This window comes from Thermophilibacter provencensis, assembly GCF_030372065.1.
Classification (GTDB): Bacteria; Actinomycetota; Coriobacteriia; order Coriobacteriales; family Atopobiaceae; genus Thermophilibacter; species Thermophilibacter provencensis_A.
In genome coordinates, this window is the sequence record NZ_JAUDEA010000005.1 from 1 (window position 1) to 25,110 (window position 25,110).

At 67.4% G+C, this 25,110-nt stretch carries 22 protein-coding genes and 1 tRNA gene; 6 read left to right on the forward strand and 17 right to left on the reverse strand.

Going from position 1 to position 25,110, the window contains the following annotated elements:
- Window positions 1–110 precede the first annotated feature (110 nt).
- The gene (pta, locus tag QUW25_RS04280) at window positions 111–1,097 is read right to left on the reverse strand and encodes a phosphate acetyltransferase (RefSeq protein ID WP_289510987.1); all 987 of its coding nucleotides are present in this window, start codon (window positions 1,095–1,097) and stop codon (window positions 111–113) included.
- A gap of 192 nt (window positions 1,098–1,289) precedes the next feature.
- On the opposite strand from pta, the gene glf reads away from it, so the two are divergent.
- Both glf and QUW25_RS04290 read left to right on the forward strand, forming a co-directional pair.
- On the forward strand, window positions 1,290–2,492 hold the full coding sequence (glf, locus tag QUW25_RS04285) for a UDP-galactopyranose mutase (protein ID WP_289510988.1): 1,203 nt from the start codon (window positions 1,290–1,292) through the stop codon (window positions 2,490–2,492).
- Between the two features lie 9 nt (window positions 2,493–2,501).
- Window positions 2,502–3,536, forward strand: a complete 1,035-nt coding sequence (locus QUW25_RS04290; RefSeq protein ID WP_289510989.1) for a glycosyltransferase family 2 protein — start codon at window positions 2,502–2,504, stop codon at window positions 3,534–3,536.
- Window positions 3,537–3,669: 133 nt separating this feature from the next.
- Here QUW25_RS04290 and QUW25_RS04295 read toward each other — a convergent pair whose 3' ends face one another.
- The 7 genes from QUW25_RS04295 to ppk1 form a co-directional block, all read right to left on the reverse strand.
- Window positions 3,670–4,644, reverse strand: coding sequence for a P1 family peptidase (locus tag QUW25_RS04295; RefSeq protein ID WP_289510990.1), 975 nt, complete (start codon window positions 4,642–4,644; stop codon window positions 3,670–3,672).
- Entirely contained in the window at window positions 4,637–5,269 is a 633-nt protein-coding gene (locus QUW25_RS04300) for a Maf family protein (RefSeq protein ID WP_289510991.1), read from the reverse strand. Before QUW25_RS04300 ends, QUW25_RS04295 begins: the two co-directional genes overlap by 8 nt.
- Before the next feature lie 69 nt (window positions 5,270–5,338).
- The gene (locus QUW25_RS04305; protein WP_075280240.1) at window positions 5,339–5,524 is read right to left on the reverse strand and encodes a ferredoxin; all 186 of its coding nucleotides are present in this window, start codon (window positions 5,522–5,524) and stop codon (window positions 5,339–5,341) included.
- A gap of 226 nt (window positions 5,525–5,750) precedes the next feature.
- Window positions 5,751–6,050, reverse strand: coding sequence for a GNAT family N-acetyltransferase (locus QUW25_RS04310; protein ID WP_289510992.1), 300 nt, complete (start codon window positions 6,048–6,050; stop codon window positions 5,751–5,753).
- Between the two features lie 41 nt (window positions 6,051–6,091).
- Window positions 6,092–6,874: a hypothetical protein gene (locus tag QUW25_RS04315; protein WP_289510993.1), complete on the reverse strand. Its 783-nt coding sequence runs from the start codon at window positions 6,872–6,874 to the stop codon at window positions 6,092–6,094.
- Window positions 6,875–6,913: 39 nt separating this feature from the next.
- A complete protein-coding gene (gene rlmD / locus QUW25_RS04320) occupies window positions 6,914–8,206 on the reverse strand; it encodes a 23S rRNA (uracil(1939)-C(5))-methyltransferase RlmD (RefSeq protein ID WP_289511117.1) in 1,293 nt (430 codons plus the stop codon).
- 35 nt (window positions 8,207–8,241) lie between these two features.
- Window positions 8,242–10,671, reverse strand: a complete 2,430-nt coding sequence (gene ppk1, locus QUW25_RS04325) for a polyphosphate kinase 1 (RefSeq protein ID WP_289510994.1) — start codon at window positions 10,669–10,671, stop codon at window positions 8,242–8,244.
- A gap of 140 nt (window positions 10,672–10,811) precedes the next feature.
- Between ppk1 and QUW25_RS04330 the strand changes: the two genes are divergently transcribed.
- Window positions 10,812–12,089, forward strand: coding sequence for an arginine deiminase (locus tag QUW25_RS04330; protein WP_289510995.1), 1,278 nt, complete (start codon window positions 10,812–10,814; stop codon window positions 12,087–12,089).
- Between the two features lie 102 nt (window positions 12,090–12,191).
- Window positions 12,192–13,190 (forward strand): ornithine carbamoyltransferase, encoded by a 999-nt coding sequence (gene argF / locus QUW25_RS04335; protein WP_289510996.1) that lies wholly within the window; start codon window positions 12,192–12,194, stop codon window positions 13,188–13,190.
- A gap of 307 nt (window positions 13,191–13,497) precedes the next feature.
- Here argF and trpS read toward each other — a convergent pair whose 3' ends face one another.
- A complete protein-coding gene (trpS, locus tag QUW25_RS04340) occupies window positions 13,498–14,547 on the reverse strand; it encodes a tryptophan--tRNA ligase (RefSeq protein ID WP_289510997.1) in 1,050 nt (349 codons plus the stop codon).
- A gap of 183 nt (window positions 14,548–14,730) precedes the next feature.
- On the opposite strand from trpS, the gene QUW25_RS04345 reads away from it, so the two are divergent.
- Window positions 14,731–15,330 carry a 5-formyltetrahydrofolate cyclo-ligase gene (locus tag QUW25_RS04345; protein ID WP_289510998.1) on the forward strand — a complete coding sequence of 200 codons (600 nt, stop codon included), beginning with the start codon at window positions 14,731–14,733 and terminating at the stop codon, window positions 15,328–15,330.
- A gap of 63 nt (window positions 15,331–15,393) precedes the next feature.
- Here the strand turns inward: QUW25_RS04345 and aroQ are convergent, their stop codons facing one another.
- The 8 genes from aroQ to aroF all read right to left on the reverse strand — a co-directional run bounded on the left by aroQ (window position 15,394) and on the right by aroF (window position 24,796).
- Window positions 15,394–16,350 carry a type II 3-dehydroquinate dehydratase gene (aroQ, locus tag QUW25_RS04350; RefSeq protein WP_289510999.1) on the reverse strand — a complete coding sequence of 319 codons (957 nt, stop codon included), beginning with the start codon at window positions 16,348–16,350 and terminating at the stop codon, window positions 15,394–15,396.
- Window positions 16,351–16,523: 173 nt separating this feature from the next.
- Window positions 16,524–17,807: a shikimate kinase gene (locus QUW25_RS04355; RefSeq protein ID WP_289511000.1), complete on the reverse strand. Its 1,284-nt coding sequence runs from the start codon at window positions 17,805–17,807 to the stop codon at window positions 16,524–16,526.
- Window positions 17,808–18,959: a bifunctional chorismate mutase/prephenate dehydratase gene (locus QUW25_RS04360; protein WP_289511001.1), complete on the reverse strand. Its 1,152-nt coding sequence runs from the start codon at window positions 18,957–18,959 to the stop codon at window positions 17,808–17,810. It abuts the gene before it with no gap.
- A gap of 338 nt (window positions 18,960–19,297) precedes the next feature.
- Window positions 19,298–20,413 carry a chorismate synthase gene (gene aroC / locus QUW25_RS04365; protein ID WP_289511002.1) on the reverse strand — a complete coding sequence of 372 codons (1,116 nt, stop codon included), beginning with the start codon at window positions 20,411–20,413 and terminating at the stop codon, window positions 19,298–19,300.
- Window positions 20,413–21,732: a 3-phosphoshikimate 1-carboxyvinyltransferase gene (gene aroA, locus QUW25_RS04370; RefSeq protein WP_289511003.1), complete on the reverse strand. Its 1,320-nt coding sequence runs from the start codon at window positions 21,730–21,732 to the stop codon at window positions 20,413–20,415. Before aroA ends, aroC begins: the two co-directional genes overlap by 1 nt.
- On the reverse strand, window positions 21,732–22,844 hold the full coding sequence (gene aroB / locus QUW25_RS04375; protein ID WP_289511004.1) for a 3-dehydroquinate synthase: 1,113 nt from the start codon (window positions 22,842–22,844) through the stop codon (window positions 21,732–21,734). Before aroB ends, aroA begins: the two co-directional genes overlap by 1 nt.
- Window positions 22,841–23,770: a prephenate dehydrogenase gene (locus QUW25_RS04380; RefSeq protein WP_289511005.1), complete on the reverse strand. Its 930-nt coding sequence runs from the start codon at window positions 23,768–23,770 to the stop codon at window positions 22,841–22,843. The genes aroB and QUW25_RS04380 overlap by 4 nt, the downstream gene beginning before the upstream one ends.
- Entirely contained in the window at window positions 23,771–24,796 is a 1,026-nt protein-coding gene (gene aroF / locus QUW25_RS04385) for a 3-deoxy-7-phosphoheptulonate synthase (RefSeq protein WP_289511006.1), read from the reverse strand.
- 132 nt (window positions 24,797–24,928) lie between these two features.
- Here aroF and QUW25_RS04390 point away from each other — a divergent pair.
- Window positions 24,929–25,005: transfer RNA gene (locus tag QUW25_RS04390), tRNA-Arg, on the forward strand.
- Window positions 25,006–25,110: the final 105 nt, after the last annotated feature.

Below are 25,110 nucleotides of genomic sequence, written 5' to 3' on the forward strand. Positions count from 1 at the left end.
CCCCCCCCCCCCCCCCCCCCCCCCCCCCCCCCCCCCCCCCCCCCCCCCCCCCGCCCCCCCGCCCCCCCCCCCCCCCCCCCGGGGCCCTGGTTGAGAGCTTAACGCCTGTGTTACTCGGCCATCTGCGCCTGGACCGCGGTGATGGCAACGACGCCCACGATGTCGTCGGCGGAGCAGCCGCGCGAGAGGTCGTTCACCGGCTTGGCGATGCCCTGGAGAATGGGGCCGTAGGCCTCGGCGTTGCCAAAGCGCTGGACGAGCTTGTAGCCGATGTTGCCGGTCTCGAGGTTGGGGAACACGAGCACGTTGGCGTGGCCGGCCACGGTGCTCTCGGGGGCCTTGAGGGCCGCGACCTCGGGAACGATGGCGGCGTCGAGCTGGAGGTCGCCGTCGATGGCGAGCTCGGGCGCCTTCTCCTTGGCAAACTTGGTGGCCTCCTGGACCTTCTTGGCCGTGTCACCGCCGGCCGAGCCCATCGTGGAGTAGGAGAGCATCGCGACCTTGGGCTCCACGTCATCCATGAAGGTGGCGAAGGAGTTGGCGGAGGCGATGGCGATCTCGGAGAGCTCGTCGGAGGTCGGGGCGATGTTGAGGCCGCAGTCCGCGAAGACGAGGGTGCCGTTGGCGCCAAACTGCGGGGTCTTGGTGCACATGACCATGAAGGCCGAGACGAGCTTGGTGCCCGGGGCGGTCTTCAGGATCTGCAGGGCCGGGCGCAGCGTGTTGGCGGTGGAGTGGCAGGCGCCGGAGACCAGGCCGTCGGCGTCGCCCATCTTGACCATCATGGTGCCGTAGTAGGTGGCGTCCATCATCTGGGCGCGCGCCTGCTCGATGGTCACGCCCTTCTTGGCACGCAGCTCGGCGAACTTCTGGGCGTAGGCCTCGTGCTTGGGGGCGGTGGGGGAGGTCGGGTCGATGACGGTCACGCCCTCGACGTCGATCTTCGCCGGGTCGCCCAGGATGACGAGGTTCGCCAGGTCCTCCTCCACGATCTTGCGCGCGGCCTCAAGAGTGCGAGGGTCCTCGCCTTCGGGCAGGACGATCGTCTTCTTGTAAGCCTTGGCGGCAGCCTTCATGCGGTCAAGAAACTCGCTCATGTGCGCTCCTTCACAAAACGCTCGATTTTCCCGCACGCTCACGCCGCAAAAACGCCCGGATTGGCGGCGAGCGCGCGCCTCGAAATTCATTATAGGGTCGAGGTGCTAGAATCATGCGGACGAATGGGCGAGCGTTTCGTCCTTGTCGCCCGTCTCCACAAGGCTGCGGGCAAGATCGCTGAGAGGATTCCTATGGGTATCGAGAACGGACTGTCCGCGGGCTTCTCGCCCGACTCCTACGACGCCATCATCGTTGGTGCCGGCTATGCGGGGGCGGTCTGCGCGCGGCGGCTCGTCGAGTCGTGCGGCTTCAAGGTCTGCGTGCTCGAGCGTCGTGACCACATCGCGGGAAACGCCTACGATTACGTGGACGAGGCGGGCATCTTGGTTCACAAGTACGGCCCGCACATCTACCACACGGTAAACGAGCGCGTGAACGAGTTCCTCTCGCGCTTCACCGAGTGGACGGACTACCAGCACAAGGTCCTCGCCAACATTCACGGTACGCTCATGCCGGTGCCCTTTAACCACCGGTCGCTCAAGCTCGCCTTTGGCGACCAGAAGGGCGAGAAGCTCTACCAGAAGCTCGTTGCCACCTTCGGCGAGAACAAGAAGGTGCCCATCATGGAGCTTCGCGAGAAGAACGACCCCGAGCTCGTTGAGGTCGCCGACTACGTCTTTGAGAACGTCTTCCTCTACTACACGATGAAGCAGTGGGGTCAGACGCCCGATCAGATTGACCCCTCGATCACCGGGCGCGTGCCGGTCTTTGTGGGCGATGACGACCGCTACTTCCCCGGCGCCCCCTTCCAGGGCATGCCTGCCGAGGGATACACGGCGCTCTTCGAGCACATGCTCGACCACGACTGCATCGACGTCTTCCTTGGCGTGGACGCGCGCGACCTCCTCAAGGTCTCCGAGACGAGCGTTGCGGTGTGCGGCCGTCCCTACGGCGGCGAGATCATCTACACCGGGCCGCTCGACGAGCTCTTTGGGCTCGACCTGGGTGCCCTGCCGTACCGCACGCTCGACATGGAGTTCGAGACGCTCGACATGGATCAGTTCCAGCCCGTGGGCACGGTGAACTACACCACGAGCGAGGACTTTACGCGCATCACCGAGTTCAAGAACATGACCGGCCAGGTGGTTCCCGGCAAGACCACCATCATGCGCGAGTACTCCAAGGCCTACACGCCGGGCTCCGGCGAGACGCCGTACTACGCGATCCTCGAGGACCAGAACCTCGAGCTCTATCGCCGCTACCGCGAGCGCGTTGCCGGCCTCGTCAACTTCCACTGCGTGGGCCGTCTGGCGGAGTATCGCTACTACGACATGGACGGCGTTGTTGCCTCAGCGCTCGACCTCTCCGACGAGATCATCGCCCAGCACAGCTAGGAACTCCGCATGAAGAAGACCATCACCTTTGGCATTCCCTGTTACAACTCGTCTGCCTACATGGACCACTGCATAGAGTCCATCCTCGAGGGAACGGGCTATGCCGAGGACGTAGAGATCATCATCGTCGACGACGGCTCCGTGAAGGACGACACGCCAGCCAAGGCTGATGCCTGGGAGAGGCGCTACCCCGCCATCATCCGTGCCATCCACCAGGAGAACGGCGGTCACGGCGCCGCGGTCATGCAGGCTGTGCGCAACGCCAAGGGCGTCTACTTCAAGAACGTCGACTCGGACGACTGGGTGGACGCCGACGCGGTGAGCGCCCTTCTGGAGAAGCTCCGCTACTTCATTGGCCTTGGCGAGCACGTTGACCTCGTGATCACCAACTACGTCTACGAGCACGTTGAGGACAACACGCAAAACGTGGTTGACTACCGCCACGTGCTTCCGGTGGGCCGCGTCTTCACCTGGAACGACATGGGCCACTTCATGATGTGGCAGTACCTGCTCATGCACGCTCTCACGTATCGCGTGGACGTGCTGCGCGAGGCGGGGCTCGACATGCCGCCGCACACCTTCTACGTGGACAACATCTACGCCTACGTGCCGTTCCCTGCGTGCCGCAGCATCTACTACCTTGACGTTGACGTCTACCGCTACTTCATCGGGCGCGAGGACCAGTCCGTCAACGACAAGGTCCTCACGAGCCGCGTGGACCACTACTGGCGCGTGGCGCGCGTCATGATGCACGCCTACCACGTCTACGACGACATCTCCTCGGCCAAGCTGCGCAGCTACATGATGAACTACTTCACGATCATCATGGCCATCTGCTCGGTCTTCTCCAAGAAGAGCGACCGCCCCGACGCCATGGACGAGCTGCAGAGGCTCTGGGACGAGCTCAAGGCCTACGACAGGCGCATGTATCGTCGCGCTCGTCATGGTGTGGTGGGGCTTGCCACCAACCTGCCGGGCACGGTGGGGAAGGCCCTCACGCTCGCCGGCTACCGCGCCGCGCAGAAGCTGGTCAAGTTCAACTAGCTCGTCAATCGTACATTCAGTGGGGGAGTCCCGCCGTCCTTCTCTCCAGAAGTGCGCTTCGCGAAACTTCTTGCGAGAAGGACGGCGGGGCTCCCTGCTTGCGCGCTGACCTCGCGAAGAATGAGCCGACTTGCTAGAGGTCGCATGCGGCAACGTAGCCGTAGGCGGACTCAGCCTGGCGCGCGCCGTCGGCGATGGCGCGCCCGAGCGCCTTGGTGGCCAGCGCGCCCACCACGTCGACCGGCGCCTCAACCGCGCCCGTCGCCATAACAAAGACGGTGTCGCCGTCGTTGGTGGTGTGGGTGGGCGAGATGGCGTGCGCGTAGGCGTCGGCCGCCATCTGCGCGACCTTGGTGGCCTGCGCCTTGGTGAGCCGGGCGTTGGTGACCACGCAGGAGATGGTGGTGTTGGTGCGGCTGAGCGGCATCGTCGCGTAGCCGCCGAGAAGTGCCTCGACGCTGCTGCCAAGCGCGCCGTCCTCGTTTCTCAGGCCCGCGATCTTCTCGCCGGTGTCGGGGTCGTGCACGTCGCCGCAGGCGTTCACGGCCGATATCGCGCCGCAGAGCAGCTCGCCCGCACACTCCACGAACTCGCCGAGGCCGGACTTCATGGCGCGCTCTGGGCCGGCGAGCTTACCGACGGTGCAGCCCGTGCCAGCGCCCACGTTTCCGCGCGCGAGAGGCACACCGGCACCATCGAGCGCGGATGCGCAGGCCGCGCGGCCGTCCTCGACGCTCGGGCGGACGGTGGGGTCGCCGCATGCAAGGTCAAACAGGCACGCCCCGGAGACGATGGGCACGCGCGCCACGCCCACGTCGAGGCCATAGCCGCGCCGCTCGAGCTCCTCTGCCACGCCGCAGGACGCGCTGAGCCCGTAGGCGCTGCCGCCCGAGAGCACGACGGCGTGGAGCACCTCAACGGTCTCCTCGGGGCGCAGGAGGTCTGTCTCACGCGTGGCCGGCGCGCCGCCGCGCACGTCGACGCCGCCCGTGGCCCCCTCCGGACATGCGATGACCGTGCAGCCCGTCCCCGCCTCCTCGTTGGTTGCGTGGCCAACGTAGATGCCGGGAATCTGCGTGACGCTCGTTACGCTCTTCTCGCTAGGCATGGGCACCTCCGATTCTGATGGCGTCTGCGATGAGGTCTCTCTCGTCACAGACAAGCCTGCCGAGCTCTCGCACAAGGCGTGCGATGGGCAGGCCGACGACGTTGGGGTAGTCCCCCTCGATTCCTCTCACAAGAAGGCGTCCGGCCCCTTGGATGCCGTAGGCGCCAGCCTTGTCGAGCGGCTCCCCGGTGGCCACGTAGGCCTCGATCTCTCTGTCCGTGAGCTCCCAGAAGGTGACGTCGGTGGTCTCCACGAAGTGCGCGCGGGAGAGCTCGGAGCCATCGGGGGAGAGCCTCATGGCGCACACGCCCGTCGAGACCTCGTGCGTGTGCCCGGAGAGCTCTCTTAGCATGCGCGCCGCGTCCGACGCGTCCCTGGGCTTGCCGAGCGCCTCGTCCCCCATCCACACGATGGTGTCCGCGGCCACCAGAAAGCCGTCCGCTGGCACGTGGGAGAGGTTGGCCCGGGCCGCCTCGGCCTTCTCGGCGGCAAGGCGAAGCACCAGATCGACGGGCTTCTCGCCAGGTCGGCGCGTCTCGTCGATGTCTGCGGGGGCAATGGTGAGCTCAAAGCCGGCTTCGGCGAGGAGCTCCCGGCGGCGGGGGGACTGCGAAGCTAGAATCACGTGCTACCTCCATACAAAAAAGCGGGAGCCGGCATGCGGCCCCCGCAAGGCGTCGACTGACGCAACTACCTACTCGACCACGATGGCAGAGACGGGGCAGTTGTCAGCAGCCTCCTGAGCGGCGTCCTCGGCGTCCTCGGGAACGTCCTCCTCGATGGCAACGGCAACGCCGTCGTCAGAGATGGAGAAGACGTCGGGGCAGGTGCCCTCGCAGAGCCCGCAGCCGATGCAATCCTCGTTGACGGTAGCCTTCATGATGATTCCTCTCTCTAGCCTGGGCCTGGGCCCCTCGCCCAGGTTTCATTCTCGTTTTTACACGTTTCTCGCCGCGCGTGCAACCGTCTTTCCCGTATAGCCCAAAAAGACGGCCAACGGTTGTGAGCTGGGCTTATATTCCTAGCTGCAGAGTGGGTTTTGCCCGGCTCCGTGCTCCGGGCGCCCGCCCCCGCACGCATGCTCCGACGCTCGGAGGCGCTGCGCGCTACGGCGTGGCCGGCGCGCTCAGGCGCAAGACAAGCAGGTCGTTTCGTGTCCCGTTCACGAGGAAGCCGCACTTCTCGGCGACCCGACGGCTTGCTGCGTGGCTGGGGGAGCACTCGATGACCGCATCTCGTCCGGCCGCGTGTGCCCGGTCGGCGAGAAGCGTCGTGAGCTCGGTGGCGTAGCCACGTCCCCACGCCCGCGGGGCGAGTACCCAGCCGATTTCCATCGAGCGCTCGTCGGCGAGAAGCGCCGTGAGGAGCCCGAGGTCCTTCTCGGTCATGCGGCGTATCGAGGGCATGAGGCCTCCGTCTCCTGCTGCCCAGGCGGATCGCGTCCGCGTCAGCGCCCGGCGGGGAAGAGCGTCGTGCCCAGGCCCGAGCGAACCCACTCCCAGAAGCGGAGGTCGAGCTGCGCGCGCAGGGACGGCTCCGCCTCGGCGAGAAACGCGCCGAGCGCCTGCGTCAGGAGCTCGGCGGCCCGCGGCAGCTCCGGCCCGCTCAGGTGGGCGTAGATACCCTCCAGCAGGCGGTAGCGCTCCGGCGACACGATCTGGTTGAGCTTCTTGAGACCGAGAAACGCGTGGGTCGGGTCGTCCGGCCAGCGCAGCAGGACGGCGGCGGACCCGGCGGCGTCGCATAGGATCTTGGCCGCCCACGCGTAGTTGTCGCGGCGATAGGCGCTGTCGGCCTCCACGATGCAGTAGAGTGCGCTCGAGAAGAGCCGTGCCAGGGTCTCGTCGCTCACCGCCGCGCGCTCCCATGCGAAGCCCTCGAACAGGCCACTCGGGTCGCTCCACACGCGGATGGGGTCCTCGTGGCCGATCTCCTCCCTCAGCGCCACGTAGAGGTCAACGTGGGTCGCGTCGTCGAAAATTGCCACGAGCTGCGGTAGCCCGAAGCTCACCTCCTCGAGAAAGACCGGCTCGTCGAAGGCGGCCAGGTATGCTCGCCGCTGCGCGAGCACGGCCTCTCGCGCGGCGGGCGAGACCACGAGGTAGAGGTCGACGTCAGAGAACGCGTCCTCGTCATCGCGGCCGAACGAGCCCTTGAGAAGCGCTGCCTCGACGAGCCCGTCGGCCATGGCCGCCCCGGCAATAGCATCTATGGCCTCGGTCTGTCTCATGTCGCTGCCACGTCCTCTCGGCGATGCCCCGAGTGCCCCCTACGCGCGCTCGAGCAGGGTCACGGTCTCCACGTGGAAGGTCTGCGGGAAGAGGTCGACCGGCGTCACGCGCCTCGGCGAGAAGGTCCCGGCCTGCTCGAAGCGGGCGAGGTCGCGCGCCAGGGTGGCTGGGTTGCAGCTCACGTAGGCGATCGCGCGGGCCGGCTGCTCGGAGAGCCGCCTCACCACGTCCTCGGCCAGCCCCGCGCGCGGCGGGTCCACCACGATGACGTCGGCGTCCGTGTCCGGGAACTCGCGCCCGGCGTCGCCGCCCACGGCGTCGACGTTGTCAAGCCCCGCGGACTCGAGGTTGCGGCGCAGGTCGCGCACGGCGGGCCCGTAGGACTCCACGGCAGAGACAAACCCCGAGCGACGGGCGAGCGGCAGCGTGAAGGTGCCCGCCCCGCAGTAGAGGTCCATCGCCTCCTCGTGCGGCTGGGGCCTCAGCGCCTCCATGACGAGCTCCACGAGCTTCTCGGCGCCCTTGGTGTTCACCTGGAAGAAGGAGGGGGCGGAGACGCGCATGCGCTCCTCGCCCACGACCTCGCCCCACGAGCCGGCGCCCGAGAGACACTCAACTCCCGCGATGCGGCGGGCCTTTGCGGGGCCCTTCTGCATGACGCGAACTGCCGAGGTCGGCCTCAGCGCGTCCTCGAGGACCTTGGCGGCCTGGGCGCGCGGGAAGGCGCCGGGGCGGTCCCAGAGCGCCACCTCCACCTCGCGCGTGCGGCGCGAGATGCGGATGCCCACGCGCTCGAGGTCGATCCCGTTGCTTCCGGCAAGGTAGGAGAGGGCTCCGGCAACGGACTTGACGGTGCCGGAGTGCGCCTTGTCGAGCAGCATGCAGCTTTTGACGCGCACGACGTCCCCCTCGCCGGCGCCGTGCATCCCAAGGGTGACGCGCCCACCCGCGCGCACGGCGGCGAGCTCGACTTTGTTGCGGTAGCCCCAGGGCTCGCCTGGCGAGACGAGCGGCGAGACGAGCCTCTCGGCGCGCTCCTCGCCCATGCGGCCAATGCGGGCGAGGGCGTCGACCACGCTGGCGCGCTTCGAGCGTGCCTGAGCGTCGTAGGAGAGGGCGGCCCAGGGGCAGCCCCCGCAGACGCCGGCATAGGGACAGGCGGGCCTCACGCGGTCGGGAGACGGCTCGACGACCTCCACGGCGCGCGCGTGGGACCAGCGTTCCTCCTCGCGGTCAAGGACGGCGCGAACCACGTCGCCGGCAACGGCGCCGCTCACAAAGACGGTCTTGCCGGAGGCGTCGTGTGCCACGGCGTCCGGGCCGTATGTCATGCGCTCTATGCGGAGCTGCTCCTCGCGCACCTCTCTCACTCGTCACCCCCGCCAAAGAGCGTTCCGAACGCCTGGCCAAAGAGCGAGAGCGCGCGGGAGACGCGACCGCGCCTGGGCGCGGGGGCGGGTGCCGGGGCGGGCGACGGCTTGTGCGCCGGGGCCGGTGCGGGAGCTTCGACGGCGGGCTCTGCCGCGGAGGGAACCTCAACGTAGCCGCCATCGGCATCCGCCTTCGGCTCGGCAACCGTTGCGAGCGCCGGGGCGGCGTCCGCCTCGGGCTCAACGCGGGACTCCCTGCGCGCCGCCGCGCGGGCCTCAACGGCTGCCCGGGCCTTCTCGTAGGCCTCCCTCAGCAGCACCTCCTGGCAGATGACGCGTGGGGCGTCCGGCTCGGACTCAATGCGCGCCCAGGTTCCCTCGGAGGTGAGCTGGCGCGCCTTCACGTTGTCCGAGAGCTGGAGCTCGATGAAGTGGCGGACGATTTCGCAGCACGCGGGGTCGCGCACGGGGTAGGCGATCTCCACGCGCCTCTCGGTGTTTCTCGTCATCATGTCCGCGCTCGAGAGGTAGATCGTGTCCATGCTCTCGCCAAAGGCGTAGATGCGCGCGTGCTCGAGGAAGCGGCCGGCAATCTGGCGGATGACGAGGCCGTCGGTCTTGCCCGGCACTCCCGCCTTGATGCAGCAGATGCCGCGTACGATCATGACCACGCGCACGCCGGCCTCACAGGCCTCGGAGATCTTGTCGATGACGTCGCGGTCCGTGAGCGAGTTCATCTTGAGGAAGACGCGGGCGGGCTCGCCGGAGCGGGCGCGGGAGATCTCGCGGTCAAGGCCGCGCATCACGAGGGGCTTGAGGCCCACCGGGGCCACACCGAGGTGCTTGTAGGAGCCGCGGAGGTTTCCGAGCGAGAGGTTGCGGAAGAAGGTGTTGCCGTCCGCGCCAATGCCCTCGTCGGCGGTGAGCAGCATGAAGTCGGAGTAGAGGGTCGCGGTCTTCTCGTTGAAGTTGCCGGTGCCGAGGCACGTGATGCGGGAGATGCCGTCACGGTCGTGGTAGGTGATCTGGCAGATCTTGGAGTGGCACTTGAAGCCCTCCGAGCCGTAGATCACGGTGCAGCCCGCGTCCTCGAGGCGCTCCGCCCAGGCGATGTTGTTGGCCTCGTCAAAGCGGGCGCGCAGCTCCATGAGGACGGTCACGTCCTTGCCGGCCTCCGCCGCGCTGATGAGGCTCTCGCAGAGGTGCGAGCTCTTGGCCACGCGATAGAGCGTGATCTTGATGGAGATGCAGGCATCGTCCGCGGAGGCCTCGCGCACGAGGCGCAGCAGCGGCGTCATGGACTCGTACGGGTAGGTGAGAAGGACGTCGTGGTCCTCCACCTGGCCGCGCATGGGCAGCGAGAGGTCCACCATCGGGGAGACCTGCGGCTCAAAGCGGCGGTAGACGCACGACGCGTGCTCGTGGTCGGGGATGTGGGACTCGAGGCCGTAGACGTACCCAAGCCCAATGGGGCGGTTGAGGCGGAAGATGCGGCGCTGCTCGAGAGAGAGCTCGTCGGCGATGAGGTCCTCGAGCTTCTTTCCGAGCTTGCCGCGGATCTCCAGGCGCACGGGCTGGAGGCGCTGGCGGAGCTTGAGGACCTTCTTCATGTGCTGGCGGTAGTCCTCCTCCTCCTCCACGCCCTCGCCGTCCGGGTCAATGTCGGCGTTGCGCGTCACGCGCAGCACGGCGGAGCGCTTGGGAACGTACTCGCCAAAGCACTGGTCGAGGCAGGTTTCGAGCACGTCCTCGAGCAGGGTGTAGCGGTATGCCTTCGAGGCGGACGGCAGCGCCACCACGCGCTGCTCGGTCGAGGGGACCTCGATGATGCCGAGAAGCCCCGACTCGTCGGCGCCGTCAAGCGAGCACGCCACGAAGAGGCGCCCGTTGCGCAGGTTGGGGAAGGGGTGGCGCGGGTCGACGATGAGCGGGGAGATGATCGGCGCGAGGCGGCGGTCGAAGTGGCGCTGCACGGCGGAGCGGTCGGCGTCGGTGTAGTCGGCGGGAGAGACGCGCTCGAGCCCCTTCTTGGCGAGCGCGGCCTCAACCTGGGCAAGGCCCTTCTCGTGACGGTCCACAAGGGTGGGAAGCGCCTCAAAAATGGCGTCGAGCTGCTCGCCGGGAGTGAGGTTTGACTTGTTGTCCTTGGGCTGGTTCTTGAGGGAGGCGAGGTCGGACAGGCCGCCCACGCGGATCATGAACCACTCGTCTAGGTTGGACTCCACGATCTCGCAGAACTTGAGGCGCTCGAAGACGGGCACCTGCTCGTCGTAGGCCTCGTCGAGGATGCGGTCGTCAAAGCGCAGCCAGCTGATCTCGCGGTTCTGGGTGTAGGAGAAGTCGCGCTCGTGCTTCTCGCCCTTGGGCTTGTCGTCCTTCTCGGCCTTGGGGTCCTTGTCCTTCTTCTCGGCTGTCTCTTTGCTCATGGATGGTCCGTACCTCTCAACTGGTGGTGGGTGCCCACCACAGATATATGGCATCTCTTGATGATAGCAGCCGGGACGGGGGCCCGAGCCGTCTGCGTGCGTTATGGTTATGAAAGGAAATGGCACTCGAGGGGGTCTTGATGTACGAAGGTCTCAACGTCCGCTCGGAGATCGGGCGGCTGCGCAAGGTCATGCTCTACCGGCCCGGAAACGAGCTGCTGAACCTTTCTCCGGACACGCTTGGCCCGCTGCTCTTTGACGACATCCCGTTTTTGGAGGAGGCGCAGCGCGAGCACGACGCCTTTGCGCAGATGCTGCGCGACGAGGGCGTAGAGGTGCTCTACCTGGACGAGCTCGTTGCCGAGGCGCTCGACGCCGCACCGTCGGCGCGCGGGGCGTTCTGCGAGCGCTGGCTTGACGAGTCCGGGCTCTGCGGGCGTGCGGCACGGCGCGCGGTTCGCGAGCTGCTCGACTCCATTGACGACACGAGGGCGCTTGTCGACAAGTGCATCGAGGGCGTGCGCGCGGACGAGCTCGACCTCTCGTCGAGCCAGGCCGCCTCCCTTGCCGACCTCATGCTCACGGACGGCAACGCCGGCTCTCCGCTCGTGGTGGACCCCATCCCCAACATCTACTTCACGCGCGACACGTTCTCGGTCATCGGCGAGGGCGTCTCCATCAACAGTATGCTCTCCCGCACGCGCCGCCGCGAGGGGGTCTTTGGCGAGTTCATGCTGCGCTACCACCCCGAGTATGGCGGCGCGCCCCAGTGGTACACGAGCTCGCAGCCGCACAACATCGAGGGCGGCGACATCCTCGTGCTCGGTGCGGACGTCATTGGCGTGGGCATCTCCGAGCGCACCTCTCCCGCGGCCATCGACGAGCTGGCGCATCGCCTGCTGTGGGGCGGGCCGGTCTCTGGAATCGAGCGCGTCTATGCGTTCTCCATCCCGCACAAGCGCTCCTTCATGCACCTTGACACCGTCTTTACGCAGGTTGACGTTGACGCCTTCACCGTGCACCCGGGAATCCTGGGGACGCTTCACGTCTTTGAGCTCTCCCGTGGGGGGAGACCGGGCTCGGTGCGCATCAGGCGACTCGACGACACGCTCGACGTCATTTTGGCCCGGGCGCTCGGGCTCGACGCCGTGCGACTCATCAAGTGCGGCGGGGACGACCCCATCGCGAGCGTGCGCGAGCAGTGGAACGACGGGTCCAACACGCTGGCGGTGGCGCCGGGGCGCGTGCTCGTGTACCAGCGCAACGCCGTGACCAACGACATCCTGGCACGCGAGGGCATCGAGCTCCTGGAGATTCCCTCCGCCGAGCTCTCGCGCGGGCGCGGCGGCCCCCACTGCATGTCGATGGCCTTCTGGCGCGACCCCCCTCCCCGCATGATGACAAAGGTGACAGGGTAGTTTGTCATCATCAGGGCCCGGCGCCATGTGACACTGGGCTCTGACGCCCGTGTCACATGCGATACAATCTGCAGGACACACGCCCCCTCGAAGGGAGAAACCATGGCAGTTAGCCTCTCTGGACGCCACTTCCTCAAGCTCCTCGACTTCACGCCCGAGGAGATTCGCTACCTTCTCGACCTCTCGGCGGAGCTCAAGGCCAAGAAGCACGCCGGCGAGCCGCACCGCTACCTCGAGGGCAAGAACGTCGCCCTCATCTTTGAGAAGACCTCCACGCGCACGCGCTGCGCCTTCGAGGTGGGCGCCGCCGACCTCGGCATGCACGCCGTCTACCTGGACCCCTCCGCGAGCCAGATTGGCAAGAAGGAGTCCATCGAGGACACCGCCCGCGTGCTCGGCCGCATGTTCGACGGCATCGAGTACCGCGGCTACGGGCAGGAGCGCGTCGAGACGCTCGCCGAGTACGCGGGCGTTCCCGTGTGGAACGGCCTCACCACGGAGTTTCACCCCACGCAGATGATCGCCGACGTCCTCACGATGGAGGAGGAGTTTGGCCGCGACGGCATGCGCGGGCGCAAGGTGACCTTCATGGGCGACGCGGGCAACAACGTGGGCAACTCGCTCATGGTGGTCTGCGCCAAGCTCGGCATCGACTTCTGCGCGTGCGGTCCCGCCGAGCAGATGCCCTCCGACGAGCTCGTGAAGACGTGCCGCGCGGTTGCCGCCGAGACGGGCGCCACGATCACGCTCACGCCCGACGTTGACGAGGGCGCGCGCGGCGCGAGCGTCATCTACACCGACATCTGGGTCTCCATGGGCGAGTCCTCCGACCTCTGGGGCGAGCGCATCCGCCTGCTCTCCCCGTACCAGGTCAACGCCGAGCTCATGGCCAAGGCGGCACCCGACGCGATCTTCATGCACTGCCTGCCGAGCTTCCACGACCGCGAGACCACGATCGGCGAGGAGGTCTACGAGAAGTTCGGCCTGCCCGAGCTCGAGGTGACCGACGAGGTCTTCGAGGGCCCGCAGAGCCGCGTCTTTGACGAGGCCGAGAACCGCCTGCACAGCATCAAGGCCGTGATGTACGCGACGCTGAAGTAGGCGTTTGCAAAAGTTACGCGGGGCGGGCGTCCGCCCCGCACGCAAATCCCCCATTTGAGCAATTGACGCGCTCAAATGGGGGATTTGTGCATACGAGCTTTTGTGCGAGGTCCTTCTCGCCGAAAAAAGCACTGTTGGCGAGAAGGACAATCAAGGGTGAGCCCCAAAACCACGGTCCCAATGCCGCCTCCCGTGCTCACATCTTGGATTTGAGCGCCACGTTTGCACAAATCGAGATTTGTGCACCCGGACTACAGGACGCGGCGGAACCCAGAGCGTGGCAAAAGCCACAGGGCCTCAGGCTCGCCTAATACACCATGCCCATGGCCTCGCGGACCTCGTCGAGGGTCGCGGCGGCAATCTCGCGGGCGCGGCGGTTGCCCTCGTGCAGGACGTCGGCCACGTAGCCCATGTCCTTGGCGATCTTCTCGCGACGCTCGCGGATGGGGGCAAAGTAGCCGTTCACGGCCTCGGTCACCACGCGCTTGAGCTGGCCGGCGCCGCCCATGCCAATCTCCTCGGCAATCTCGCGCGGGCCGCGCCCGGTGCAAATGCCGGCGGTCGTGAGCAAGCCCGATATCTCGGGGCGGTTCTCGGGGTCAAACGTGATCATGCGCTCGGAGTCGCTCTTGGACTTCTTGATGAGCTTGGCCGTCTCCTCGGCGGTCATGGAGATGGAGATGGCGTTACCGTAGGACTTGCTCATCTTGCGGCCGTCCAGGCCGGGGAGCAGCGGCGTGGAGGTGAGAAGACCCGTCACGTCAGGGAAGACCTGGCCGTAGCGCTCGTTGAAGCGGCGGGCAATCTTGGAGGTGATCTCGATGTGGGGCAGCTGGTCGCGGCCCACGGGCACGATGTTGCCCTTGCAGAAGAGGATGTCGCACGCCTGGTGCACCGGGTAGGTGAGCAGAAGCCCCGTGAGCGCGTGCCCGGAGGCCTCCTGCTCGGCCTTGACGGTGGGGTTGCGCTCCATCTCGGCCTCGGTCACCAGGCTGAGGAAGGGCAGCATGAGCTGGTTGAGCTCGGGCACCGCGGAGTGCGTGAAGATCATCGTCTTGGCCGGGTCGAGCCCGCACGCCAGGTAGTCGATGACCATGTTGTAGACGTTGTCGCGAATGTGCTCGGTGGTGTCGCGGTCGGTGATGACCTGGTAGTCCGCAATGATGACGTTGGTGCGCACGCCCATGTCCTGCAGGCGCACGCGGTCCACGAGCGTGCCAAAGTAGTGGCCGAGGTGGAGGCGCCCCGTCGGGCGGTCGCCCGTGAGCATCGTGTACTTCTCGGGGTGGACGAGAAGGTCGGCGTGGACCTCGTCGCTCTTGCGCTTTGCCGCCTCGTAGCTTCCCTCGTTGGGCATGGTGCCTCCTCGCTTGTCGCCCGCGTTCACTTGTCCACTTTGTACCGGGTACATTCTGGACACTCTGGGCGTCTTGTTCTTCAACGGCTCACTATGGTACGGCAAAAGACGTTCGTGCGGACGGGGCGCGGGCAAAACCCTGTTATCATTGACTCGTTACCGACTGTGAGAGGGGAGGGCCCGTTGGCAAGCTCATACGGAACGGATGCCGACAAGAGCTCTCTGAGGAGCAACTACCTCTCCGTTCGCAAGGCGATTCCCACACGCAGCCGAGCCTCCTCGGATGCTTCCATCCGCTCCTCCCTGAGGGCGTTTCCCATCTTTGACGCTGCCGAGCTCGTGCTCACCTACGTCTCCTTTGGTCCCGAGGTCGACACGCGCTCGATCATTGCCGAGCTCCTCGAGGAGGGGCGTCGCGTCGCCGTCCCGCGCGTGAACAAGGCGGCGCACGCAATGGACTTCTGCGAGATCTTCTCGCTTGACGAGCTCGAGCCGGGCGTCATGGGCATCCTCGAGCCGGCCCCTAACGCTGAGCCGCTGACCACGCCGGAGCTCGTCGGCTCCGTATGCCTTGTTCCGGGTCTGGTCTTTGACGGGTCTGGCCACCGCGTGGGCTATGGCGGCGGCTACTACGACCGCTTCCTTGCCTTCTACCCGGGCGACAAGATCGCGCTGGCGAGAACCACGATGCTCTCGTCAAACCCCCTGCCGGTAGGGGTGCACGACGTTCCCGTTGACTTCATCGCCACCGAGAGCGGCATCTGGAACTGCCGCGGCCGCTAGCTGCCGCGCTTCTTGTGCTGCCAGAGCGCCACATTTTAAAACGGGCGAGAGGGACAAAAGACCCTAGAGCCCCAGGTGCTCCGCCATGTCGAAGATGGCCTTGCGGTAGCCCTCGACGCCCAGGCCCATGATGGTCTCGAAGCAGGCGGCGCGGATGTAGGACACCTGGCGGAACTCCTCGCGCTCCTCCACGTTTGAGATGTGGACCTCGATCATGGGAAGGCCCACCGCCTTGGCCGCGTCGAGAATGGCGATGGAGGTGTGGGTGTAGGCGCCGGGGTTGATGATGATGCCGGCGTAGGTGCCGTAGGCGTCCTGGATGGCGTCGATGAGGTCGCCCTCGTGGTTGGACTGGAAGCAGGTGCAGCCCGCAAAGCCGGCCTCCTGCGCGGCGTCGTGGCAGATGCGCAGCATTGCCTGGTAGGAGTCGTGACCGTAGATGTCCGGCTCGCGGATGCCGAGCATGTTGATGTTGGGGCCGTTGATCACGAGCACGCGCGCGCTCGTCTCGACGGGTTCTTCCTCGTCTTCCTCGGAGTTCCCCTCCTCAACGGGGGAAATCCCCGCGGCGTCTTCCGTCTCCATGGTGTCGAGCATGCTCACGAGGTCCTCGACGGAGGCCTCCTTCTCGGTGGGGGTCAAATCGTCGAGGTCTTCTGCCTCGTTCTGGGCGCGCGCGGCGTCACGAAGGGGGTTTGCGGTGATGTGGACGTGGAGCGGGGAGGGACCGGCGCCCGAGACGCCGTCAAAGATCTCCTCGTCGGCCTCAACGCCGGTGAGCTGCACGAGCGCCTCATGAACGGCCTCGACCTTGCCGGGACCAAAGACGACCTCGATGCCGTTCTCGCCGCGCTTGACAAACCCGAGGACGCCACGCGCCGCGGAGAGCTGCTCGGTGTCAACGAGGGAGGGGTCTTCGGTGAGAATCCTCAGGCGCGTCATGCAGATGTCATTCGCAGTGACGTTCTCCCTGCCGCCCACTGCGGCGAGGACTTCCTCCGCTATCTGGCGTCTGTCCACTTCGCGACCCTTCCCGTCGTCGAATCGCGAGCTGGAGCCCCGTCTCCACTCACCTCATGCCCGACAGTCCAATTATCATTTCGAAAGCACAGTATACGGGCACCGGGGGTATGTGGCCCCCACTCCGCCGAGCGGTGCCGCAGACGGTGGCTGCACCAACAAAACTGCACGATTTAGCCTATGAAAAGTCCGCGAACGGCCTCTGCGTCCCCCTCAGCGGAGCCTGTGCAGCGCACGGTGAGGTCGGCCCACGCGCGGTAGAGCCCCATGCGCTCCTCCGCGAGCCGCTCGACCCCCTTGGCCTGCGAGACGGGACGCCCGCTGGACGAGAGCTCCTCGATCGGGCGGTCGAGAAAGACGATGAGTCCGTTCTGGTGGATGAGGTCGTAGTTCTCGGGTCTTGTGACCACGCCGCCCCCGCACGCGATGACGAGCCCCGAGCGAGCGCCGTAGCTGCCGGTGACGGCCGTTTCGACCGAGCGGAACGCGTCCTCCCCGTCCTCGCGGATGATCTGGGCCGCGCTGCGCCCGCACTCAAGCTCGAGGGCGTCGTCGATGTCAACGAAGGGCCTGCCTAAAAGCCGCGCGAGCGCGCGCCCGCAGGATGACTTTCCCGCCCCGGGCATGCCGATGAGCACGACGTTTTGGGTCTGAAGGCGTATCTCGCGCTCAATGGCACCCACGAGCCCCCGGTCCAGGGCGCGCGCCTGGAAGAGCTCGCTCGCAAAGAGGGCCTGCCCCACCAGCATGGCAAGGCCGCTCTCCGAGGGAATCCCCAGACGCTCGGCTGCAAGGCAAAGACCGGTGCGGCACGGGTTATAGACAACGTCAAGAACGCCGAGAAGACCATGGAATGAGGCAAGCGTCTCCTCGTCGAGCGGGGAGGAGGGGCAGGCGGGGAACATTCCCACGGGCGTCGTGTTGACGATGAGGACGGCATCCGCGCGTCGATCCACAAGCCCCTCGTAGGTCTCGTTGCCCGACCGCGACACCACCACGACACGAGCGCCCGTCTCCTCGAGCGCCGCGCGCACGGCACGGCTCGCCCCACCCGAGCCCAGAACGAGCGCGGTGCGATTGGCGAGAAGCTCAGACGGCGCGACGCCGTGCTCGCGAAGGAAGAACCGCTCGAGCATGAGGGAGAACCCGAGCACGTCGGTGTTCTCGGCAAAGATCGAGCCGTCCGGCCTCCTCACAAGGGTGTTGGCAACACCGAGCGCGTCCACACGGCTCGAGCGCTCGTCGGCGAGTCCCGCTGCGAGCCGCTTGTGAGGGATGGTCACGTTGAGGCCGCGCCACGCGCCGCGGAGGATGAGGTCCTCCGCGCCCTTCTCGTCAAGGTCGTGGAGGTCGTAGGGAACCGAGCCCAGGCGCGCGTGGATCTGCGGCGACCAGCTGTGCCCCAGCGGGTGCCCGATGAGGCCATACGGCGCGGCGGCGCTGCTCTGAGGGGCCATCTAGATCACCTCGGCATAGCTGCCCAGGTAGCGGCACTCCTGGCAGAGGCTCCCGATGGTGGCCATGAGCGAGGAGAACTCGGGCGAGGCCACGGGGCACTCCACGTCGAAGTAGAACATGAACTCGAAGTCGCGCTCGGGGATGGGGCGGCTCTCGAGCTTGAGGATGTTGATGTCGAGCGCGTAGAACTTTGCGAGCAGCTTGTAGAGGGCGCCGGGGCGGTGCGGCAGCACGATCATGAGCGAGGTTCGGTCCGCACCGGGGTAGACCTCGAGGTCCTTTGAGATGCAGGCAAAGCGCGTGTAGTTGTTGTCGCGGTCCTGCACGTTTGAGGAGAGGGCAACGAGCCCGTAGAGCTCGGCGCAGGGGCGAGACGAGAGGGCGGCCACGTCGGCGCGCTCGGACTCCGCCACGCGCTTGGCGGCCACGGCGGTGTTCTCGCACACGTGGACGCGCACGTCCGGCAGGCCCGAGAGGAACTCGGCGCACTGGTTGATGGCCTGCTCGTGGCTGTAGATGTCGCGCACGTCGGAGAGCGCGGTCCCCGGCTTGGCAAGGAGGTTGTGCGAGACCTTCACGCGCGTGGTGCGGACGATGTGAAACGAGTGCTCCATCATGAGATCGAACATCTGGTTGACGGAGCCCGCGGTGGAGTTCTCGAGCGGCAGCACGCCGTAGCGGGCGAGGCCCTGCTCCACGGTGCGGAAGACGCCGTCAAAGGTGGGGGAGTACGTGATGGTGGGGTGGCGGAAGATCTTCTCGGCCGCAATCTGCGAGTAGGCGCCCTCCACGCCCTGGCAGCTCACGTGTGCCGAGGGCGGGAAGAGCTCGGGCGTTGCGGCACGGGCGGCGTTGATGCGCGCGAGCGTGCGGTCGTCCGAGGCATCGCCGAGAAGGGCGTGCTGGCGCGAGCGCGAGGCCTCCATGAGAAGCTCCATGAGCACCTGCGCGTACGTCTCCAGGTCCTCGGGCGCCGCCTCTGCCGCGGCCGCGACCTTCGCGCGCTCTCTCGAGGGGTCAAACACGCGCATGCCGTTCTCGCGCTTGTACGCCGCAACCTCCTCCGAGACCTGCGCGCGCTCGGAGAAGAGCTCGAAGATCTTCCCGTCGATCTGGTCTATCCGCTGTCTCAGCTCGCTGAGCTCTGCCATGTCTTCTCCCTCTATCGGAATAATCGTCAATGATACGTTACCGGACGCCCGGCCCATTCGGTCCGGCGCTCAGACAGCTTGCCGAGAAGAACGCTCGGCAAGAACTCGCGGCGGACCGAATGGCCCGGGCGTTCTCGAGGCGGTCCCTGACCTGTGACGGAAATGACTTTCACGTCGGGCGGGGACAGGCGGGAAGGTCCGCCGTGAGTTCCGCAGCCGAGCGCTCTTTGCGAGGCGAGGACTGTCCGAGCGCCGGACCTTCCCGCCTGTCCCCGCCCGACCTTGGTGCCCTTGCAGTGCCGGACCTTCGCGCCCGCCGCCCGCCAACCCCGAGGCGACTACTCGGCCGGCCAGGTGAGGAGGGCGTCGGCCACTGCGAGGGCGCAGACGGCCTCGACCACGGGGACCGCGCGGATGACCGCGGTGGTGTCGTGGCGTCCGTGGACCTTGAGGCGGGCGGGCTCCATCGTGGTGAGGTCAACGGAGTCCTGCTCGACCATCACGCTCGAGATGGGCTTGAGGGCGCAGCGCACGAGGAGCGGGGCGCCGGTGGTGATGCCGCCGAGGATGCCGCCCGCGTTGTTGGTGCGGGGCACGCAGGTGCCGTCGCGCACCTCGAACGGGTCGTTGTTCTGGGTGCCGCGCATGCGGGCGACGTCAAAGCCGCGCCCGAACTCCACGCCCTTGACGGCGGGGATGCCAAAGAGGGCGCGGGCGAGCACGTTCTCCATGCCGTCGAACATCGGCGAGCCCACGCCCGCGGGAAGGCCGGTGCAGGCGCACTCCACGATGCCACCCACGGTGTCCTTCTCGGCGCGGGCCGCCATGACCGTGTCGACCATGCGTTGGCCCGCGGCCTCGTTGATGGTGGGCATGCGATGACCGTCGGCAAGGGACGCCATCTGCTCGGAAAGAAGCGCGTTGGCCTCGGGCGAGTTGTCGAGCGCGGAGAAGGGCTCATCGGGAATGCCCGCGAGCTCCGCCACGTGCGCGCGCACGCTCACGCCGCGCGTGGCGAGCCACTGCAGCGCCAGGGCCCCCGCCACGCAGAGCGGTCCGGTGAGACGCCCCGAGAAGTGCCCGCCGCCGGGGACGTCCTGGGCTCCGTGCCACTTGGCCCAGGCGGTGAAGTCCGCGTGGCCGGGGCGCGGGACGTCGAGGACGTTGCCGTAGTCCTGCGAGCGGGTGTTGGTGTTCTCGATGATGGCGGCGAGGGGCGCGCCGCAGGTCTCGCCGCGCGTGTTGAGCCCCGAGACGATGCGCGGGTGGTCGGGCTCCTTGCGCGGGGTGCCCCACGGATCGTTTCCGGGGGCGCGACGGGTGACGAAGGCCTCGAGCGCCTCGAGGTCAACGCGCATGCCGGAGGGCAGCCCCTCCACCACGCAGCCGACGGCGGGGGAGTGGGACTGACCGAAGACGCTCACCCTGAGCGTGGTTCCAAACGAAGAGGGCATCAGTTCTCCTTCACGCAGCTGCCGCCGAGGGCGACGAGGTCCTCGAAGAAGGCGGGATAGGACTTTGAGACGCACTCGGCGCCAACGATGGTGACGGGCGTATCACAGCGGGCGGCGAGCACGGCGGCCATCATGGCGATGCGGTGGTCGTTGGCGGCGTCGACGGTGCCGCCGCGCGGCCGGGGCGTGCCGTCGATCACGAGGTCATCGCCATCGATGCTCGCAGAGCCCCCGAGGGCGCGAATGGCAGCCGAGACGGTGGCGAGGCGGTCGGACTCCTTGATCCTCAGGCGCGCGGCGCCGGTGATCCTCGTTGTTCCCTCGGCGACCGCGGCAACGGCGGCAAGGGGCGGCACGAGGTCGGGGCAGCTCCTGACGTCAAGGGTCCTGCCGACAAGGCGGTCGGGCTCCACGGCGGCACCGTCGGGGGAGCGCAGGACCCGCGCCCCAAAGAGCGCGAGCGCGGCGAGCATCTGGCGGTCGCCCTGCGCGCTCTTGTCGCTCAGGCCGCGCACCGCGACGCCCCTCTCGCCGAGCGCGCCCGCGGCGAGCCAGAACGCGGCGTTGGACCAGTCGCCGCCCACGCTGACGGTGCCGGGGGAGACGAGCCCGCGCGGGGCGGAGACCACATACGAGCGGGCCTCGGCGCCGTCCTCGGACACGGCGTCACTCTCGCTGACCTCTACGCCAAAGCGGGCGAGGGCGTCAACGGTCATCGTGATGTAGGGGAGCGACTCCACGGGCTTCCTCACGATCACCTCGACGGGCGCGCCCATGAGCGGGGCCGCCATGAGCAGGCCGCTCACAAACTGCGAGGAGACGTTTCCCGGCAGCTCAAAGCGCCCGGGGCGCAGCTTGCCGCTCACGCTGAGGGGCATCTTCCCCTGCGGCGAGAGCGTCACGCCATGGGCGACGAGCTCCTCGTAGAGAGGCGAGAGCGGGCGCTCGGGAAGCCTCCCCGAGCCCGTGAGGCGCCCGCCGCGGCCGAGGGCGGCCACCGCCGGGAGCAGGAAGCGCAGGGTGGAGCCGGACTCCCCGCAGTCGAGAAGGGCGTCCGGGGTGGGCTCGGGGACGTTGTCGGTGGCGGAGCTGCCCGGAACGGGCCTCACGCGAAAGCCCACCCTCGTGCGCGCGATCTTTGCCCCGAGCGCCTCGAGGCAGCGAACGGTCGCCTCGATGTCCGCCGAGGTGGTCGTGCAATCGATGTCGGTGGTCCCGGGGGCAAAGGCCGCGCAGACGAGCAGGCGGTGCGCCTCGGACTTTGACGAGGGCGCCCTGACCTCCCCGGTGAGCGGGGCCGGTGCCACGACGGCGTTCATCAGCGCACCTCCTCGCGGCCGAGCTCAACAAGCTCGCGAAGCTCGTCGAGGGTCGCGCGCCTCACCTCAACGTGGCCCACCTCAACGGGCACGACGATGTTCACCGAGCCCCCGTGGCGCTTCTTGTCGTGCGCCATGTAGTGGAGCAGCAGGTCCGCGGGGAGGTCGCAGCCCGTGGGCAGCGCGTGGGCGGCAACGCAGCGCTCGATGCGCGCGGCGGTCTCGCTCGTGCACCAGCCCCTCCGGGCGGAGGCGCGCGTCATCATGCAGAGCCCCGCCGCAACGCAGGAGCCGTGCCCGAGGGTGAAGTCGCTCGCGGACTCGATGGCGTGTCCGATCGTGTGGCCGAGGTTGAGCGTCTGCCTGAGGCCGCGCTCGCGCTCGTCGGCGTCCACGACGTCGCGCTTGATCTCAACGTTTCTGGTGACGACGTCAACGAGCCTCCCCTCGTCCGTCCCGGGGGCGTTGAGGGGGCGCTCCGTGAGCTCGTCGAGCAGGGCGGGATCGGCGAGAACCGCGTGCTTGATCACCTCTCCGCAGGAGTCCGTGAGGAGCTCGTGCGGCACGCTCGCCAGGCAGCGCACATCGGCGAGCACGGCGCTCGGCTGCCAGAAGGCGCCCACGAGGTTCTTGCCGGCGGGGAGGTCCACGGCGGTCTTGCCGCCAACGGAGGAGTCCACCATGGCAAGAAGCGAGGTGGGGACCTGCACGACTCGAATGCCGCGCAGGTAGAGCGCTGCGCAGAGCCCCGCCATGTCTCCCGTCACGCCACCGCCGAGGGCGATGACGGCGTCATCGCGCGTGAGGCCGCGCTCGGCAAGGCCCTCGAGGAGGCCGCCGAGCACCGCGAGGCTCTTCGATGCCTCTCCGGCGGGAAAGACGAGCCGATCGGTGACGTCAACGCCCGCATCCGCAAGCGAGGTCTCGGCCGCCTGGGCGTAGAGCGGGCCGACGTTGGTCTCGGTTATCACGCAGGCGCGGGACGACCCCGTGCCCGCCACAACGCGTCCCAGGTCGTCAAGGTTGCCGGCCCCCACGTGCACGTCGTAGGAGCGCGACGCGGTCCCCACGTGAACGGTGCGCGGCGCGGCACACGGGTTTATCTCGCTCATCGTCCCTCGATCTCTCTCTTGATGCGGTCTCCCTCGGAAAGGAGCGACTCAAGGCGCTCGGCGTCGCGGGCGTCGAGCGCGTCCTTGTATGCCTGGAGGTTCCCAATGACGCAGCCCAGCTCCTCGGAGAGGAAGTCGGCGTTGTCGAGGAAGAGCTCGGTCCACATGGGGGCGTTCAGGCGCGCCACGCGCGTGAGGTCGCGGTAGCTCCCGGCCGAGAAGCCCCTGTGGTCGCGGGCGGTGGGGCTCTTGACATAGGCGTTCGAGACCACGTGCGCGAGCTGGGAGGTGAAGGCGATGTTGCGGTCGTGCTCCTCGGCCGTGGCCAGGGTGAAGCTGCCGAAGGCGCAGGGCGCGAGAAGCTCCTTCAGGCGCTCCAGGACGCTCGCGCGCTCAAACTCGTCCATCTCGGGGGGCACCACGACCATGGGCGCGCCCTTGAACATCGTTGCGCGGGCGTGCGCGAACCCGGAGTACTGCGTTCCCGCCATGGGGTGGCACCCCACGAAGGTGAAGGGGTAGTCGCGGCAGATCTTCTCGCAGCGCTCGCAGATGACGCGCTTCACGCCCACGGTGTCGATGACGATGGAGCCGGGCGAGACGAGATGCGCGTAGCGCTCGAGCCACTCGACGGTGGAGGCGGGGTAGCCCGCCAGGACGATGAGCTCGCAGGTGGGGATCGTCTCCTCGTTGAGCTCGCCGGAAACGACCTCGATCATGGCCAGCTCGAGCGTGGAGCGGGTACGGTTCCACGCATAGACCTCGGCGCCGGCGACGGCAAAGGCCTTGGCAAAGGAGCCGCCCATGAGGCCGAGGCTCACCACGCCGTAGCGTCCGGGCACAAACGTCGGGCTCTTCTCGCTGGTGTCCAGGGCGTCCACTTTGCACCCGGTACAAAGTGGACGCTGCTCGTTAGTGCCTGCCACCTATGCCTCCTCGATGGGCGCCGTGACGGCGTCGCGGATAAGGGCGATGCGGCGCATGGCGTCGGCAAACTGCGGGGGAGTGAGCGCCTGGGCGCCGTCCGACCATGCCTGCGAGGGGCAGTCGTGCACCTCGACCTCGAGGGCGTCCGCGCCCGCGGCAACCGCCGCGTAGGCCGCCGGGCGCACGTAGCGCGTGTAGCCGGTCGAGTGGCTCGGGTCGGCAACCACAGGCAGGTGCGTGAGGTGGTGGAGCACCGGGATGGCGTTCACGTCGAAGGTGTTTCTCGTGCGCGTCTCAAAGGTGCGGATGCCGCGCTCGCAGAGCATGACGCTCGCGTTGCCCTCGCTCATCACGTACTCGGCGCTCATGAGCAGCTCGTCGATGGTCTGCGACATGCCGCGCTTGAGCAGCACCGGCGCTCCCGCGCGGCCCACCTCGCGCAGGAGCGGGAAGTTCTGGGCGTTTCTCGCCCCGATCTGCAGGACGTTCACGCCCTTGCGAATAAAGAGCTCCACGTCGCGCGGGTCCATGACCTCGGTCACGACGGGCATCTCAAGCTCGGAGCCCGCCTCCATGAGCAGGTCGAGCCCGCGCTCGCCCATGCCCTGGGAGGTGTAGGGCGAGGTGCGCGGCTTGAAGGCGCCACCGCGCAGCATGGTGGCGCCAGCGGCCTTTGCCGCACGGGCTATGCGAATGAGGTTCTCGCCCTCCACGGAGCACGGCCCGGCGATGACCTGGAAGTTCCCGCCGCCCACGAGCACGCCGTGGCCGCAGTCGATGACGGTGTCCTCGGGATGGAACTTGCGGTTGGCGAGCTTGTAGGGCTCGGAGACGCGCTGGACGCGCTCGACGATGTCCATGCTCTCGAGGATGAACGGGTCGATGCGCGTGGTGTCGCCGATGATGCCGATGAGGGTCTCGTTGTCTCCCTGGGAGACATTGGTCTTGAAGCCGCGGCCCTCGATCCACCGTACCAGGTGGTCGAGCTGCTCTGTGGTTGCCGAATCCTTGACTACTGCGATCATATGGGCTCCCGTGGTGGGGGTGCGGACAATTCCGCGCGATGATACCACGGTGATGTGACCGCGCGGTTACGTGGCCGTCACGTCTTTGGCGGGGCGCGCGCCCGTGGAATGCGCTATACTCGTTCCCTGCGCGCGCCCATAGCTCAGTGGATGAGAGCGTCTGCCTCCGGAGCAGAAGGTCGTGGGTTCGAATCCCCCTGGGCGCACCATGAGACTGCCTGGCGGCCCGAGCCCTTTGGTTCGGGCCGTATTTTGTTGCCCCTTGGGCTCGCGGAGACATTCTCTCTTTTTCGTAAGGTTTGATGAGACTCGCC

Excerpts from the sequence above, each read along its gene's own strand:
- pta (WP_289510987.1), bottom strand. The coding sequence starts at position 1,097 with ATGAGCGAGTTTCTTGACCGCATGAAGGCTGCCGCCAAGGCTTACAAG.
- glf (WP_289510988.1), top strand. The coding sequence starts at position 1,290 with ATGGGTATCGAGAACGGACTGTCCGCGGGCTTCTCGCCCGACTCCTAC.
- QUW25_RS04290 (WP_289510989.1), top strand. The coding sequence starts at position 2,502 with ATGAAGAAGACCATCACCTTTGGCATTCCCTGTTACAACTCGTCTGCC.
- QUW25_RS04295 (WP_289510990.1), bottom strand. The coding sequence starts at position 4,644 with ATGCCTAGCGAGAAGAGCGTAACGAGCGTCACGCAGATTCCCGGCATC.
- QUW25_RS04305 (WP_075280240.1), bottom strand. The coding sequence starts at position 5,524 with ATGAAGGCTACCGTCAACGAGGATTGCATCGGCTGCGGGCTCTGCGAG.
- QUW25_RS04310 (WP_289510992.1), bottom strand. The coding sequence starts at position 6,050 with ATGCCCTCGATACGCCGCATGACCGAGAAGGACCTCGGGCTCCTCACG.
- QUW25_RS04315 (WP_289510993.1), bottom strand. The coding sequence starts at position 6,874 with ATGAGACAGACCGAGGCCATAGATGCTATTGCCGGGGCGGCCATGGCC.
- rlmD (WP_289511117.1), bottom strand. The coding sequence starts at position 8,206 with ATGACATACGGCCCGGACGCCGTGGCACACGACGCCTCCGGCAAGACC.
- ppk1 (WP_289510994.1), bottom strand. The coding sequence starts at position 10,671 with ATGAGCAAAGAGACAGCCGAGAAGAAGGACAAGGACCCCAAGGCCGAG.
- QUW25_RS04330 (WP_289510995.1), top strand. The coding sequence starts at position 10,812 with ATGTACGAAGGTCTCAACGTCCGCTCGGAGATCGGGCGGCTGCGCAAG.
- argF (WP_289510996.1), top strand. The coding sequence starts at position 12,192 with ATGGCAGTTAGCCTCTCTGGACGCCACTTCCTCAAGCTCCTCGACTTC.
- trpS (WP_289510997.1), bottom strand. The coding sequence starts at position 14,547 with ATGCCCAACGAGGGAAGCTACGAGGCGGCAAAGCGCAAGAGCGACGAG.
- QUW25_RS04355 (WP_289511000.1), bottom strand. The coding sequence starts at position 17,807 with ATGGCCCCTCAGAGCAGCGCCGCCGCGCCGTATGGCCTCATCGGGCAC.
- QUW25_RS04360 (WP_289511001.1), bottom strand. The coding sequence starts at position 18,959 with ATGGCAGAGCTCAGCGAGCTGAGACAGCGGATAGACCAGATCGACGGG.
- aroC (WP_289511002.1), bottom strand. The coding sequence starts at position 20,413 with ATGCCCTCTTCGTTTGGAACCACGCTCAGGGTGAGCGTCTTCGGTCAG.
- aroA (WP_289511003.1), bottom strand. The coding sequence starts at position 21,732 with ATGAACGCCGTCGTGGCACCGGCCCCGCTCACCGGGGAGGTCAGGGCG.
- aroB (WP_289511004.1), bottom strand. The coding sequence starts at position 22,844 with ATGAGCGAGATAAACCCGTGTGCCGCGCCGCGCACCGTTCACGTGGGG.
- aroF (WP_289511006.1), bottom strand. The coding sequence starts at position 24,796 with ATGATCGCAGTAGTCAAGGATTCGGCAACCACAGAGCAGCTCGACCAC.